General features: G+C 64.9%; 10 protein-coding genes. All 10 read right to left on the bottom strand.

What is annotated here, in order from left to right; genetic code table 11:
• Positions 1 to 53 precede the first annotated feature (53 nt).
• The 10 genes from ABIC78_RS10090 to ABIC78_RS10045 all read right to left on the bottom strand — a co-directional run bounded on the left by ABIC78_RS10090 (position 54) and on the right by ABIC78_RS10045 (position 14,730).
• Complete coding sequence (locus ABIC78_RS10090) at positions 54 to 2,087, bottom strand: M3 family metallopeptidase (protein WP_354489395.1); 2,034 nt, start codon at positions 2,085 to 2,087, stop codon at positions 54 to 56.
• Positions 2,088 to 2,098: 11 nt separating this feature from the next.
• The gene (gene trxB / locus ABIC78_RS10085) at positions 2,099 to 3,112 is read right to left on the bottom strand and encodes a thioredoxin-disulfide reductase (protein WP_354489393.1); all 1,014 of its coding nucleotides are present in this window, start codon (positions 3,110 to 3,112) and stop codon (positions 2,099 to 2,101) included.
• Entirely contained in the window at positions 3,109 to 3,996 is an 888-nt protein-coding gene (locus ABIC78_RS10080) for a hypothetical protein (RefSeq protein WP_169048491.1), read from the bottom strand. Before ABIC78_RS10080 ends, trxB begins: the two co-directional genes overlap by 4 nt.
• Positions 3,997 to 4,320 (bottom strand): thioredoxin, encoded by a 324-nt coding sequence (trxA, locus tag ABIC78_RS10075; protein ID WP_022677741.1) that lies wholly within the window; start codon positions 4,318 to 4,320, stop codon positions 3,997 to 3,999.
• Between the two features lie 28 nt (positions 4,321 to 4,348).
• Complete coding sequence (locus ABIC78_RS10070; RefSeq protein WP_107717773.1) at positions 4,349 to 5,809, bottom strand: metallopeptidase TldD-related protein; 1,461 nt, start codon at positions 5,807 to 5,809, stop codon at positions 4,349 to 4,351.
• On the bottom strand, positions 5,806 to 7,155 hold the full coding sequence (locus ABIC78_RS10065; protein ID WP_354489390.1) for a TldD/PmbA family protein: 1,350 nt from the start codon (positions 7,153 to 7,155) through the stop codon (positions 5,806 to 5,808). Before ABIC78_RS10065 ends, ABIC78_RS10070 begins: the two co-directional genes overlap by 4 nt.
• Positions 7,152 to 8,954: an ABC transporter ATP-binding protein/permease gene (locus tag ABIC78_RS10060; RefSeq protein ID WP_354489388.1), complete on the bottom strand. Its 1,803-nt coding sequence runs from the start codon at positions 8,952 to 8,954 to the stop codon at positions 7,152 to 7,154. The genes ABIC78_RS10065 and ABIC78_RS10060 overlap by 4 nt, the downstream gene beginning before the upstream one ends.
• 17 nt (positions 8,955 to 8,971) lie before the next feature.
• Positions 8,972 to 11,233, bottom strand: a complete 2,262-nt coding sequence (locus tag ABIC78_RS10055) for a TonB-dependent siderophore receptor (RefSeq protein ID WP_354489386.1) — start codon at positions 11,231 to 11,233, stop codon at positions 8,972 to 8,974.
• A gap of 349 nt (positions 11,234 to 11,582) precedes the next feature.
• The gene (locus ABIC78_RS10050; RefSeq protein ID WP_354489384.1) at positions 11,583 to 12,581 is read right to left on the bottom strand and encodes a LysR family transcriptional regulator; all 999 of its coding nucleotides are present in this window, start codon (positions 12,579 to 12,581) and stop codon (positions 11,583 to 11,585) included.
• Positions 12,582 to 12,792: 211 nt separating this feature from the next.
• A complete protein-coding gene (locus ABIC78_RS10045) occupies positions 12,793 to 14,730 on the bottom strand; it encodes a CocE/NonD family hydrolase (RefSeq protein ID WP_354489382.1) in 1,938 nt (645 codons plus the stop codon).
• Positions 14,731 to 14,745 lie beyond the last annotated feature (15 nt).

Genomic DNA, 14,745 nt, shown 5'->3' with positions numbered 1-14,745 from the left:
TGGCAAAGGCCAATGCGTGGCGACGCCCACAAGGACGCCGCCCGCAACGGCAATCACACACGGACCAGTCCGTGCCGCGCCAGCATCGCATGCGGCTGCGCATCGCGCCCCCGGAACGCGCGAAAGCTTTCCGCTGCCGAACGGCTGGCACCCCGCGCGAGGATGTCGTCGCGCAGCTTTTCCGCCGTGGCGCGATCGATCGTGCCGGCCTCGGCAAAGCGTTGGAACCCGTCGGCAGCCAGCACTTCTGCCCAGAGATAGCTGTAATAGCCAGATGCATAGGCGCCCGCGAAAATATGGGTGAAAGCATGCGGGAAGCGGTGCCAGGCCGGTGGATGCACCACGGCCACCTCGTCGCGCACCGCCGCGATCACCTCGATCGGGTCGCTTCCCAGCGTTCCGAGATGCAGGAACAGGTCGAACAGCGCCAATTCGACCTGGCGCACGATGAACATGCCCGACAGGAAATGACGCGCGGCAACGAGCGTGTCGAACACCGCATCGGGCAACGACGCACCGGTTTCATGGTGGCCCGACATGTCGCGCAGCGTGGCGCGATGCCACGCAAAATCCTCCATCAACTGGCTGGGCAGTTCGATTGCATCCCACTCGAACCCATTGGTGCCGGCAATGTTGGGGCGGTCAACGCGCGTGAACAGGTGATGCAGGCAATGCCCGGTCTCGTGCAGGAAGGTGACAACCTCCTTGTGGCTGAGCAGCGAAGGCGCATCGTGCGTCTTCGGCGCGAAGTTGCAGACGAGGTAGGCAACCGGCACGCGCCGGACATTGCCGTCGTTCAACCGGGGCCGCGCCTGCGCCATCCAGGCACCACCGCGCTTGCCCGGGCGGGTATGCAGATCGACATAGACGCCCGCGAAGACCGTCCCTTGTTCGTCGGCTACGTCGTAATAGCATGCATCGGGATGATAGACGGCAATGTCGGGCCGCGCAGTCAGGCGAATGCCGAACAAGCGGCAGAGCAGCCGCTGCCAGCCCGCGACGACGCGCTCCACCGGGAAATGGGCACGCACCTGTTGCTCGTCGATCGCATACTGCGCCTCGCGCATCCGCTCGCTGACATAAGCGATGTCCCACGGTTGCAGGTCGGCGATGCCCAGATATGCCGCCGCATAGCCGGCCAGCGCAGCGATCTCTGCCGTTGCGGCAGGTTTCGCGCGGTCAGCAAGATCACGCAGGAAAGCAATGACCTCGCCCGCGCCTGGCGCCATCTTGGTGGCAAGCGACCATTCGACCGGGTCGGCAAAGCCGAGCAGCCGGGCAGCCTCGTGGCGCCGCACGAGGATATCGGCGATCCGCTGCGAATTGTCGAACTGCCCGGCATGGGGCCCCTGATCAGAGGCGCGCGTGCCGGCGGCGGCATAGACCCGCTCGCGCAGGTCGCGGTTTGCCGCGAAAGTCAGGACGGCGCTGACACTCGGCATCTGCAGCGTGACGACCCACCCCGAAAGGCCCTTGGCCCGCGCCGCCTCGGCGAACATCGCCTTGTCCGTATCTGCAAGCCCGGCGAGCAGCGCTTCGTCCGCGATATGTTCAAACCAGGCGTCGGTGGCATCGAGCACAGCATTGCCGAACGCGGTCGAGAGCTGCGACAGTTCCACCGAAAGCGCGGCAAAGCGGGCGCGATCCTGAGGCGGGAGGGCCACGCCGGCGAGCGTGAAGTCGCGGACCCTGTGCAGCACGGCGGCGCGATCCGCATCGGCAAGCCCGGCAAACTCGCTGGTCCGGGTCAGCGCGACCAGCACAGCATAGAGCGCCTCGTTCTGCATGACCTGAAGGTGGTTTTCCACCAGCAGCACTTCGCCGGCAGCATAGGCCGCGCGTAGATCGGGCGTGTCGGCAACGCCGTGAAGATGCGACACGGCAGACCAGATGCCCGCAATCGCCGTGTCGGCGCGTTCCAATGGCATCCATGCCTCGGCAAATCGGGTCGGCCGGGTCTCGACGATCCTGGCAACCACTGCGCGGTGTTCGGCAATCGCCTGATCAAGCGCGGGTACGATGTGTTCAGGTCGGATATCCTCAAAACGCGGCAGTGCCAGCGTATCGAGCAGCGGGTTCGTTGTCATCGATGTCCCTTTCAGACCGTCAGGCCGGTGTCGGCGCCGTCGGCTGCGATCGCATGGCGGTTGTGCCCGGCCAGGTAGCGCTCGGCTTCCAGTGCAGCCATGCAGCCCATGCCGGCAGACGTAACGGCCTGGCGAAACTGCTTGTCCTGCACATCACCCGCCGCGAACACACCGGGCACGCTGGTTGCGGTGGAACCGGGGGTGACGAGGATGTAGCCCTCCTCGTCCATGTGCAGTTGCCCCTGGAAGAGAGCGGTGGCCGGATCGTGGCCGATCGCGACAAACAGCCCATGCACCGCCAGCTGCGATACCGCGCCATCACGCGTGTCGCGCAGGGCCACGCCGGTTACACCAGCGCCGTTGCCCAGCACCTCGGCCACTTCAGCGTTCCAGACCATCTCGATCCTGGGATTGGCATGAAGGCGCGCCTGGTTGATCCGGTCGGCCCGCAAGGTGTCGCGGCGGTGGATCAGATAGACCTTCTCAGCGAAATTGGTCAGGTACAGTGCCTCCTCGACCGCCGTATTGCCGCCGCCGACCACCGCGCAAATCCGCCCCCGATAAAAGAATCCGTCGCACGTCGCGCAGGCCGATACGCCGCGCCCGCGAAATTCGGCCTCGCTGGCCAGCCCCAGCCAGCGCGCTGACGCACCCGTGGCGATGATGATCGTGTCGGCGGTATAGTGTACGCCGCCATCACCGATTGCCAGGAACGGCGCCCGCCCAAGATCGACCTTGACGATGACGTCGCCGACCACGTCGACGCCCGCCTTGCGCACCTGTTCGCCCATTCGCGCCATCAGATCGGGACCGAGCACGCTGGCGTCGCCGGGCCAGTTCTCGACATCGGTGGTAATGGTCAATTGCCCACCGGGCTGCGGCCCTTCGACCAGCGTGGGCGCCAGCGCCGCTCGCGCGGCATAGATGGCCGCAGTATATCCTGCCGGGCCAGAGCCGATGATCAAGACCTTGCTGTGCCGGCTGTCTACCCCGGCGCCCCCCGCGATTTCGTGTTCCAGCGTCATTGCGCCGCAAGCCGTGTTGCGGCGATCGGCGCTTGTTCCATCCGTTCGATCGCCTTCCAGGCCAGGGCCCGATATCGCGCGCTCGATTCCTCCATGAGATCCAGCCGCACGCGAAATTGCTCTGCCAGCGCCGGATGATCGGCATCCAGGATCGCCAGCACGCGGTCGAGCCCGGAAAGTTCGGCCTTGTATCCGTCGGTCTCTGCCTGCTGGCGAATATGGAAGACGCGACTCTCGTTTTCCTCGGTCCAGCCAGCCTCGGACAGGGACAGATGGAGTTCGGCGGTGCCCAGCCCGTTCAGCGTGTCGCGCAGCACGGTCCGCATGGTGCCCGGCCAAGCCGCAGCTTCCACGACCTGTGCGGCCCGGCGTTCCAGCGCCGCTTCATCTACAGCATCCGTCGCAGCAACGGCGGCGAGGCGCGCGGCTTTCCACGTCTTGCGATCGGGTTCGTCGCCGTCGATCGCGCGGCGGTGCAGCGCCATGATCGCCTGCCGGCTCTGCTCGACATCGGGATATCGTTCAGTCAGCTTCACCAGGTCCGCGTTGGCGAGCAGGTCAAGCACGAGCTGCGAAACGATCGTCGTAAGATCCGCGCCCACCGGTGTCCGCTCTAGCCAGGCTAGCGCGAAACGCACCGCCTCAGGCTGCGGACGAAAGCCGTTGACCAGCATCGGCAGGGTCTCAGCCAAGGCAAGCGGGTATCCCAGCCGCTCGGCATAAGCGGGCGTATCATCGGCCTCGACGACCGCACCGATAACGTTCGCGTTTCCGTTTTCCCAGGCCGGGAAATAGACGAAGCTACCCGCTGCGACATGCCGCTGCAGGCGATCGAGCGCCTGCGCCTTGACCAGGGGGTCGCCGTGAAACGCAATCACCGCCACTTACTCTGCTCCCACATGCGCATCGACAAAGGCGTCGAGGCGGCTGCGCGACAGGGTGCCAAACGTCCGCGCGGTTTCCGCCCCGTCCTTCACGATCATCAGCAGCGGAATGCCGCGCACTTCGAAACGTTCGGCCAGGCCGGGATTGGCCTCGATATCGACCTTCACGATCTCCATCTCTTCGGCATATTCCTCGGCTATCTCGTCGAGCGTCGGAGCGAGCGCCTTGCACGGCGCGCACCAGGGCGCCCAGAAATCGACCAGCACGGGCTTGTCGCTGTTCATGACGATCTCGTCGAAATCCTGCTCGTTGGCATTGCGCATGAAGTGATCCTTTCGGGGGGAAATAAGGTCAGCCGGCTTGCCCACCGACCATCATCCGGTCGATGCGCAGCGTAGGTTGGCCGACACTGACATGCAGCGACTGGCCCTGTTTGCCGCAGGTCGCCATGCCGCTGTCGAGCGCGAGGTCATTGCCGACCATCGAGACGTGGCGCAGCGCCTCATGACCCACGCCGATCAATGTGGCGCCGCGCAAGGGCGCAACCAACCGGCCCTTTTCGACCAGCCAGGCCTCGATCGTGGTGAAGTTGAACCGACCGGTGACAATGTCGACCTGCCCACCATCGAATTCGGTGGCGTAGATCCCACGATCGATCGAGGCGATGATGTCCGTCGGGTCCGCGTGGCCGTTCGCCAGAAACGTGTTGGTCATGCGCGGCAGCGGCAAGTGCGCATAGGATTGGCGGCGGCCATTCCCGGTCGAGCGGGCATTCATCAGCCCGGCATTGAGCCGGTCCTGCATCAGCCCGGTCAACACGCCGTCGTCCACCAGCACGGTGCGATCGGGCGCGGTGCCTTCGTCGTCGATGCCGAGTGATCCCAGACGCCCTGGGATGCCGCCGTCATCGATCACGGTCACACCGGGCGCGGCGATCCGCTCGCCCATCTTGCCGTCGAAGGCAGAGAGATGCTTGCGATGGTGATCGCCCTCCAGACCGTGCCCCACCGCCTCGTGAAACAGCACGCCGGGATAGCCCGGCCCCAGCACGATCGGCATTTCGCCAACGGGCGCTGGGATCGCCTCGAGATTGTTGAGCGCCATACGCGTCGCCGTCGCGACCATGGTGTCGATCGCGGCGGCATCGAAGCCATCGAGCCCCGCCCGCCGTCCCAGTCCCGCCTGCCCGCGTGCGCGGCGGCCACCCTGCTCCGCGATCACGATCATCGACAGGATGGTCATCGGCCGAACATCACCCGCCAGCAGGCCATCGGCATCTGCAACCAGCACCGTCGTGTCGGTCAAACGGACATTGGCATCGACCCGCACGATGCGATGATCCTGGCCACGAGCGCGTTCGTCGATCCGCTCCAGAATGGCGATCCAGGCAGTGGCTTCCGTAACCGCGACAGGATCGAGCGCGGGATAGAGCGCATGGCCGGCGGTGCGGCGGCTGAGTGCGACACCGGGTGAATGGCGCTGGACATCGCCGCCAGGTGCCAGCGTTCTTACCGCACGCGCCGTATCGAGCAGCGCGCCCGGGCGGATATCGGCCGAATGGGCAAAGCGCACCTCGCCCCGGTGGACCGTTCGCGCGCCTACCCCCTGCCGCATCGCAAACATACCCTGGGACACGCGGCCACCTTCAAGCTGCCAGCTGCGCGTGCTGCTTGCTTCGAAATAGAGATCGGCCAGATCGGCGCCGCCGCTAGCCAGCTCGCCCAGCGCGCGGCCGATCGCCGCCTCGTCCAGCCCGGCCGGTTCGAACAACCGCGCCCGCGCGCGGTCGAGCGCAATGTCGCCGCCGTTCATGCCCTGCCCCCCAATTGCATGTCGTCGATCAGGATAGAGCCGGTACGGATCGCCCCGATCCGCGCCACGTCGCGCCCGACCTTGCGAATGGCGGCCAGCATGGCAGGAACAGTGCCCGCAAGCGTCACGTCGGTGACGGCATGGACAATTTCGCCGTCCTCGACCCAGAAGCCCCGCACTGCCTGCGTCCAGTTGCCGCTGGCAGGATCGGTCTTTCCGCCCTGGAAGTGGGTGACGACCAGCCCGCTGCCCAGCATCCGCAGCATCGCGGCCCAATCGCCGCTTTCGGCCGTGCTGGTGAGTGCAAGGTTGTAATAGCCATCGGCGTTGCCCGTCGATGCCATTCCCAGCTTGCGGCCGGAAAAGCTTGACAGGAACAAGCCCTCGGCAACACCCGATCGCAGGATCGCGCGCGAGGAGCCGGCGATCCCCTCGCTATCGAAGCCGCCGCTTGCCAGCCCCAAAGGTTCGAACGGATCTTCGCGCAGGTCCAGATGCGCAGCGGCCACGCAGCGCCCCACCGGGTCTGGCAGGAAGCTCATGCGCCGATATTGCGATGCCCCGTTCAGCGCGCCAGCCACGATGTCGATCAGGGTTGCGGCCGTGCGCGGGTCGAACAACACCGCGCAACGGCGGCTGCCCACGGCCCGCGCACCCAGTGCCCGGCGCGCGCGCGCCGCCGCGTCGCGCGCCAGCGTTTCGGGCGCGATCAGGGCCTCAATCCGCCGTTCCTGCGACTGGCAGAAATCGGAAATGCTGCCACCATCGTCCTGCGCCAGCATCACCGTCCAGCGCGCATCGTTGGAGCGCAATGCAGTGCGACAGAACCCGTCGCTGGTCGCCAGGGCCCACAGGCCCTCGGTAGCCAAGGCCACGGACTCCCCGGCGCGCAGCCGGCTGTCCGACGCAGCGATTTCGGCGGTAATCCGGTCCAGCGCGCGCGCTGCTTCCAGCATCGCCTGGGCACTGCGCGGGCTGTCGCCATAGAGCAACGGTGCGGGGCCGGCAAAGGCCAGGCGATCGGCCGGCGGCAGATCGGCATCGGGATCGCGCTGGACATGCGCGGCGATCAGCATCGCCTCTTCCACCACGCGGTCGATCGCCGCCCGGTCGAATCCCGCGGTCGAGGCCGATCCCCGGCGGCCATTGTGAAACACGGTCAAGCCAAGGCTCTGGCTGCCGCTGCGCTCGGCCATCTCGATCTCGCCATCGCGCACTGCCGTCTTGGCGATGCCCTCATGCCGAACCGAGGCGCGCGCCCGCGCGCCGCGCTTGGCCGCCTGTTCGACCGCCCACTGCGCCGCATCGCGCAAGGCCGCCTCATCGTGGGTCAACAAAGCGGTCATGCCGCGCCCTCAACCCGCGCAAAGCTGGCATGGCCATGATGCAGGGTCAGGCGGTGGGTGTGATAGGCCGCCAACCGCTCGTTATGGACGACGCTGACGATGGTCGCGTGCGGCATCGCATCCAGGACTGCTTGATAGAAATACGCTGCATTGTCGGCGTCCAGCGCGCTCGTCGCCTCGTCCAGCACCAGCAGGCTGGGCCGCTGCAGCAGAATGCGGGCAAGCGCCACGCGCTGCTGCTCCCCTGGCGACAGTTCGTCCTGCCACATGCGCAGCGCGTGCATGTCCGCGACATGGGCGTCGAGCCGCACGCGTTCGAGCAATGCCGCGATGGTCGCGTCGTCATGATCTTCCGACCGATCGGGAAAGCAGATCGCGTTCTTGAGCGTGCCGAGCGGGAGGTAGAGCCGCTGCGGCACCAGCATCGCTGTGCCACGCCGGGTCATCGCCACCTGGCCCGTCCCGTCGGGCCAGAGGCCAGCCATGGCGCGCAGCAGCGTGGTCTTGCCCGTACCCGAAGGCCCTTCGATCACCCAGCGCTCCCCGTCGCGGATCGTCCAGTCCGCCACCGACAGCAGGGGCTCCCCATTCGGGCGGCGCAGCATCAAGCCGGTTGCGCTGATGGCCACGCCATCCGGCGTGCCACCCGGCGCAAAGCCGATGCCCCGCGGGCGTTCGTGATCGATCGCGTCGTCCAGGGCCTTCAAGCGGTTGAAGTTGGCGATCTGGCGCGCGATGCCCGGATAGCCGAGAACGATATAAGACAAGTTGCTGGAAAACTGTGTGAAGGCATCGCGGGCGGCCTGCACCTGTCCGAACGTAATGGCGCCAGCGAAATACTTGGGCACTGTCAGGAACAGCGGCACGATCGCCATGACCTGCTGATAGACGCTCTGCCCCGCCTGCAACCCGGCATTGGCCAGCATCAGCCGATACCAGTTGCGCCTGATGTTGGCGAAGGTCTGGCGAAGGCCGTGCAGTTCGATGCCCTGGGCGCCTGAAAAGGCGATCTGTTCGCTGTTGCGCCGGACGTGGAGCAGTTCGCTGCGGAAATCGGCATCGTAATGCTGCTCCCGCATGCGCCGCCGGACAAACGGCTTGCCGATCCAGGTGATAAGCACCGTGCCGAACAGGACATAGCCGATGGCGAACCAGACAAGGTCGCCACCGGGCAGCGGGATGCGGTAGCCAAACAAGGGAATGGCAAGCGGTCTCGCCGTCTGCACCAATATGGCGGCAAACGCGATCGCCCGCATGAGGCTGAACACCAGCGAAACCAGGATGCTGAGCGGGGACGTGCCATAGATCAGGCCCATGGACGTGAATTCCTTCACGTCCTCGGCGATGCGCTGGTCGGGATTGTCGATCATCCGCAGGCGCTCGATCTCGTAAAAGCGATCGCGCGCGAACCAGCGGCCCAGATACCAGTTCGTCAGCCATTGCCGCCACCGGATCGACAGCGTCCAGCCGACGATATTGTGGGCAGTCGCCGTGCCAATCTGAATTGCAATGATGGTCGCGAAAGCAAGAACCAGCGACAGGAACAGCCCACCCTGGCGCTGCTCGATCGCATCATAGAAGTGGCGCTGCCATTGATTGGCCAACAACAGCGCATAGGTCGTGCCCACTTCGATCGCGCAATAGCACGCCACCAGAAACCACGCCCATTTCCAATCGTCGGACACGAAGTATCGCGTGGTCAACCGCCACGCGTGGGCCCAGCGCTCCCGTGCCGGTTGGTTGGACTGGAGGCCCGCTTCGTGGCGGGCCTCCTCGACATTGGCAGGCGGTGGCATCATCGCTCGATTATACCCAGTCAGAAAAGGCGCTTGGAAATGCTGAGACGCACCGTGCGCGGCTCGCCCACCGGCACGTAGGTATAGACCGAGGCCGAGCCGTAGTTCCGCCGATCGAAGACGTTGCGGACGCCCAGATTGAGGTTGAAACCCTTGAAGCTCAGGAACACGTTGGCGTCCACCTGCCGCGACGCCGGCACGACATATTGTCCCAGCAGATTGGCAAAGGAACTTGATCGTCCGTACAGGCCCGCCGCCACACCGCCGCTGAGGTCGTCCGAAAGCTTTGTCCGATAGGTCGAATAGACGCTGTAGGTATCGCGCGGTTGCTGCGCGACGACGGTCTGCAGGGCATTGGTCGTCAACAGCTTGTAATTGGTGCGGGTAAGCGATGCCAGCACCGTCCACCCCCGCAACAGCTGTCCGGCAATGTTCAGGTCCACGCCGCGGCCGCGCTGGCCCGGTCCGGGCAACAGGTTGGTGGGGTCAGCCGGATCGCGAATGATGATGTTATCCTGCTGGATATCGAAATACGACGCGTTGATCGTCGCACGCTTGTGGAAGAGATCGAGCTTGATGCCCGCTTCCTTGTTGGTGGTGATCACATTGGGCAGGATGCTGCCGTCCTTGGCCGCGGTGAACGTGGCCTGCTCGCCGCGCGCGTAATTGGCAAAGATCGAAAGGTCGGGGGTGGCATCCAGGATAATGCCGGCACTGGGCGAGGTGCCGTTCTTGCGCTGCATCAGCACGGACGAAGGCACGGCAAAGAACGTCTGTGACGTAGTCTCGAACCAGTTCTTGCGCACGCCGCCGAGAATCTTGAGCTTCCAGAACTCGATCAGGGCCTGGCCATAGACGCCGTTCTGCTTGCCGCCGCTGATAAGTTGCACGTTGCCGAACGAGGACCACGGGATCACGACCAAGGGAGTATTGGCGCCCAGTGATGGGTTGGTGGCGCGGTTATAGACCAGCCCGCTGCGCTGCGCGGCCGAACCATCGCTGTAGTTGTAGCCAAGGTTGAAATTGGCTTTCAGGCCCTTGGCAGGCTGAGTCTTGATGCGCAGGAAGGTGTCCAGCGCGTTGGACGAGCCATCCTGCTGCGACCCTTGGGTGTCAGCTATCAACGCGCCCTGGCGGCTGTAGCCGACGCTGGCGGCCCGGGTCGTTAACAGGGTATCATCGTGCGATCCACGCGCGACGAGGTCGATGCCGGGCACGAGTTGCCGCGTCGCCTCGAAGTAATAGCGGTTGGTGTTGATCTTGATGCCCTGGTTGGCCGCGTAGATCGGCCGGGACGGGTCGCGATCGATGAGTTGCCGCGTCTTGTTGTCGAACAGCGTGAACGCGCCAATACCGCTCGTCGCCTCGTTGATGCTGACACCAATGATGATGTCGGTCAGGCGGTCCTTGTAGCGTAGCGAAGGCGCAACCAGCCAACTCTTGTCACCGGTATAGCCACCATAGTTATGATCCATCGTCTGCGCACTGGCGATGAAGCGCGCCGACAGCTTCTTGTCGGCGGTGATCGCATTATTGCCATCGACCACGCCGCGCACCAGCCCGAACGACCCGGTATCAAAGCTGACGGCAAGGCGCTGCTCGGCGCTGGGCTTTTTCGTCACCACGTTGACGTTGCCGCCCAGGTTCCCAAAGCCGGCCATCAGCGCATCAGGGCCTTTCAGGATTTCGACCCGCTCGATATTGGCGACCGGCTGATCCGCACCCGCGCTGACACCGTACTGCGATGTCGTCGATAGGCCATTGACCAGGCCCGCGGCGGAAAAACCGCGGATCGTATAGCTGGCGCCGCTGTTCGGGCTGTTGGACAGCACCGAAACACTGCCGGCATTGCGCAGAATATCGGTGATGTTGAGGGCCTGCTGCTCCTCGATCGTCTTGGCGGTAATGACCTGGGTGTTGCGCGGTTGATTGCGCAGGCCCAGGCCGTTGCGATCGGACGTGGTCGCCTGGCGGACGAGCACGCTCGTTTCCGCCTCGTCACGCCGGGCGGTAACGATGATGTCGTTGGCGACAACCAGCCCTTCCTGTGACCCCGGCATGACCACAAGGTGGCTGCCCTTGATCGCCGCCTGGACCGCGTGTTGCGCATCCGTCGCACCGCGTATCGGCCGCGAGGTCAGGCCCTTGACCGCATCGGGATCGTAATTGATCGGCTCACCCGTTCGCGCTGCAATCGCCTGAAGCGCTTCGGCCATCGGCATTGCTGGCAGGTCGATGGCCGTGCTGGCCTGCGCACCTTGCGCCGACGCAGTCGAAGGCATTGCGGCGCCCCCCAGCGCGAGAATACCCAGGCTTGCGGCGCTCAAAAGATAACGGCGTTTAGCAGTCATGTGCACGATGCAACTCCCTCCCCCCACGGTCGAGCGCCATCCCCAGACGGGCGCAGTTGCCCGTCCGGTGAACCCAAGACCCTGTGACAAAAAACGGACTCGCCTTACGGCGAAAGATCAGTCGCTTCCCGATCGGGTGCGACCGCGGCCGTCCTCCTGCGCGACGGCATTCCCTGTCTTGGCGCCCTTGGCACCAGCGGGATTTTGCTGTCGAAGCCGAAGCTATGCGTCACTTGGGTTACGCGCAAATTCGAAGTGTTCATGCCGGGCATGAACACGTTCAATGGCCATCTCTGGCCCTGACGTTGGCTGAAAACAGTGCGACGTAGGCCTCGATCTGGGCCACGAACCAGGCGAGCATGGGATCCCGTCGCCGATAGGCTGGCCATTGCGCCACGGTCACGACGCCTTCCTGCACGAATGGCGCCGCGACGGCCCTGACCGGCATGATCGAAGCGAAGTACTGAAACAGCCAACTGCTGCCGGTCGCCAACAGATCGCTGCCGATAATGATCCCCGGCAGGGCAGCCTGCGAACTGGTGCGCATCGCAATGCGACGTGCTTTGAGCAGGTCGGCCGTGCTGCGATCGACCGTCATGGTCAGCATCCGCTCGTCGCCGGCAATGACGTGGCGCGCGCCGCGATACTGGGCCTCGTCTATGTCGAACCGGTCGGCAAGTTCGGAATGGCCCCTCCATATCAGACAGGAAATATATTCCGTAAGGATGGGGAGCGTTTCCAGGTCGGGCAATGCCAGTTCGGCCGGCAGCAACAGCAAGTCGGCGCCACGATCCAGGGCGCGTTGCGGCACATCGATATCCAGCGGAACGATGTTGATCGCGAGGCCGGGAGCGGCCGCCAACAGGCGCTGGACCACAGGGCCAAGCAACATCTGCTCGACCACGTCGGATGCGGCAACGGTGATCGTACCCGTGCTGGTCGACGGATCAAACGACAATGCGAAGTTGAGTGTCCCGTCCACATCGCGCAACACGCGGCGAACCTCGCTACGCAGCGCCATGCCGAGGGAAGTCAATTGCTGGTCCCCACCCGCATGATGAATGACGAGGTCATCGCCGAAATGGTCGCGCAGGCGGCGCAGCGCATGGCTCATGGCAGACTGGCTGAGCCTTACCCGTCGCCCCGCCTCGGTCAGCGTCGGCGCATGAAGAATCGCGTCGAGCGGATAAAGCAGGTTGAGGTTGAGGCGATGAACCGGGGGCTCCGGGGTCTCGGCCGGGCTACGGCCCCTGTCCCCCCTGGGTTTATCGATGCGCAAGTTAGCCAGTCCTTCGTACCTTCCCTTCGGCGCCGCAGCAGGCGAAGCGGGTTGAACGCCTCGCGTCTGCCACAGGCTTGGGATTGCGCGCCACTGTGCCATATCGGCCCTGGGCGCGAAAGCGCTGGCACGCTACCGCGCACGCGCTCCCTGCCCCCAGCCGACACAGCATCGGGGATCCCAAAAAGGCCACCGCCAGCGCAGGAAACCGCTATTCGGCGACCACCGGCAGCACCACCGCGCTGGCCTTGTCGCCGCCGAACCACACGCTCTGCGTGGCCTTGCGATAGTCGCCGGGCTTGGCAAACATGATATTGGGCACGAAGGTTTGCGGGTTGCGGTCATAGAGCGGGAACAGCGTGGACTGCACCTGCACCTTGAGCTTGTGGCCCGGCAGGAACACGTGGTTCACGTTGGGCAGCGCCCAATGATAGTGCACCACCTGCCCCGGCTTGAGCGCCGCGGGCTTGGCAAAGCTTTGCGCATAGCGGCCGCGGAAAATCTCGATGCCGATCGGCAGCTCGTATCCCGCCATCGACGGGCGCCCGCCCTGGTCGGCGGCCTCGGGCACGTCGTTGGGATAGACGTCGATCAGCTTGACCACCCAGTCGCTGTCGGTGCCGGTGGTGGCGGCATAGAGGTCCACCTCGGGCGCGCCCATGATGTGCACCGGCTTGTCGAGCGTGGCGGTCTGCCATTCGGCCACGTCGGGCCGGCCGGAGACAAAGCGCTGGTCGTGCACCAGCCAGGGCTTCCACTGCGCGCCATCGTCCATGTCCAACGGGCGCGGGATGAACGGCACGGGGTGGGCCGGATCGCTGACATAATCGTCATGCCCGGCCACGCCCGGCTTGGCAAAGCCGGCACTGCCATTGGCCCCAAGGTAGAGCGCCTGGCCCGTGCCCATCGGCCAGCGTGGGCTTTCCTGCCACTGGTTGATCCCGGTGGCATACGTCAGCACCGGCGGGGTGTGCGGATCGGCCGCATCCTTGAGCCAGTGATCGAAGAACGGCTTCAGATACTTCACCCGCCATTCGTGCGCGGTATCGCCGGTGAAATCGAGCGCGCCCAGGCTCGATCCGCCGTGGTTCGCGCCCGAATGGCGCCACGGGCCGATCACCAGGGTGACCATGTCGTTGTTCTTGTCCTTGGGCTCCAGCGCGCGATAGACTGCGGGCGCGCCATAGCTGTCTTCCTGGTCCCACTGCCCCACTTCGAGCATGGTCGGCACGGTCAAGGGGCGGGCGGCCAGCCACTTGTCGACCGCCTGTTCCGACCAGAACGGAGTGTAAGCGGGGTTTTCCAGCCACTTGCGCACGCCAGGAACCTGGCTGATGCCCAGCTTGGCGGCAAAATCACCCACCGATCCCGCTTCCAGCCAGCGGGTGTAATCATCGCCCTTGCCCAGCGCGAAATCGCCGCCGCCATCGCCCTTGTTGACCACCTGGGTGGTCGCATAGCTCAACGAGGTGACGCGGAACGCACCGTTGTGGAACCAGTCATCCCCCATCCAGCCATCGACCATCGGGCTTTCCGGCACGGCGGCCTTCAATGCGGGATGCGGATTGATTTCGGCCATCAGCGTGGTGAAACCGAGGTAGGACGAGCCGATCACGCCCACCTTGCCGTTGGTTTCCGGCACGTTTTTCACCAACCAGTCGATCGTGTCATAGGCATCGGTCGATTCATCGATGCCGGTATTGTTGAGCGGCCCGGCGATCGGCCGGTTCATGATATAGGTGCCTTCGGAACGGTGCATGCCGCGAATGTCCTGATAGACGCGGATATAGCCGTCTTCGGCAAATTCGGCGTCCATCGTTTCCAGGATATCGACGATGCGCTGGCTCGCCACGCGGTGCGTCGATCCCCAGGCGTCATAGGGCGTGCGCGAGAGCAGGATCGGGCCGCCGCGCGTGCCCTTCTTCATCACGATCACGGTATAGAGCTTGGTGCCATCGCGCATCGGCACCATCGCCTCGCGCCGGATGAAATCGGCCGAGGGCAGCACCTGGTCAAAATGCGCGATCACATCGGGCGTCATCGGCGTAACCGGGGCATCGGCCGCCGGGGCGGCGCCTTGCGCCAGGGCAGGGCCGGCGATGGCGAGCGAAAACAGGGAAGCCGTTGCCAATGACAGGAATGCGCGCATGGGGGTGCAACTTTC

The organism is Novosphingobium sp. 1529, assembly GCF_040544855.1.
GTDB classification, from domain to species: domain Bacteria; phylum Pseudomonadota; class Alphaproteobacteria; order Sphingomonadales; family Sphingomonadaceae; genus Novosphingobium; species Novosphingobium capsulatum.
The sequence above is the reverse complement of the archived record's forward strand: the minus strand, read 5'-3'. Positions and strand labels throughout refer to the sequence as shown.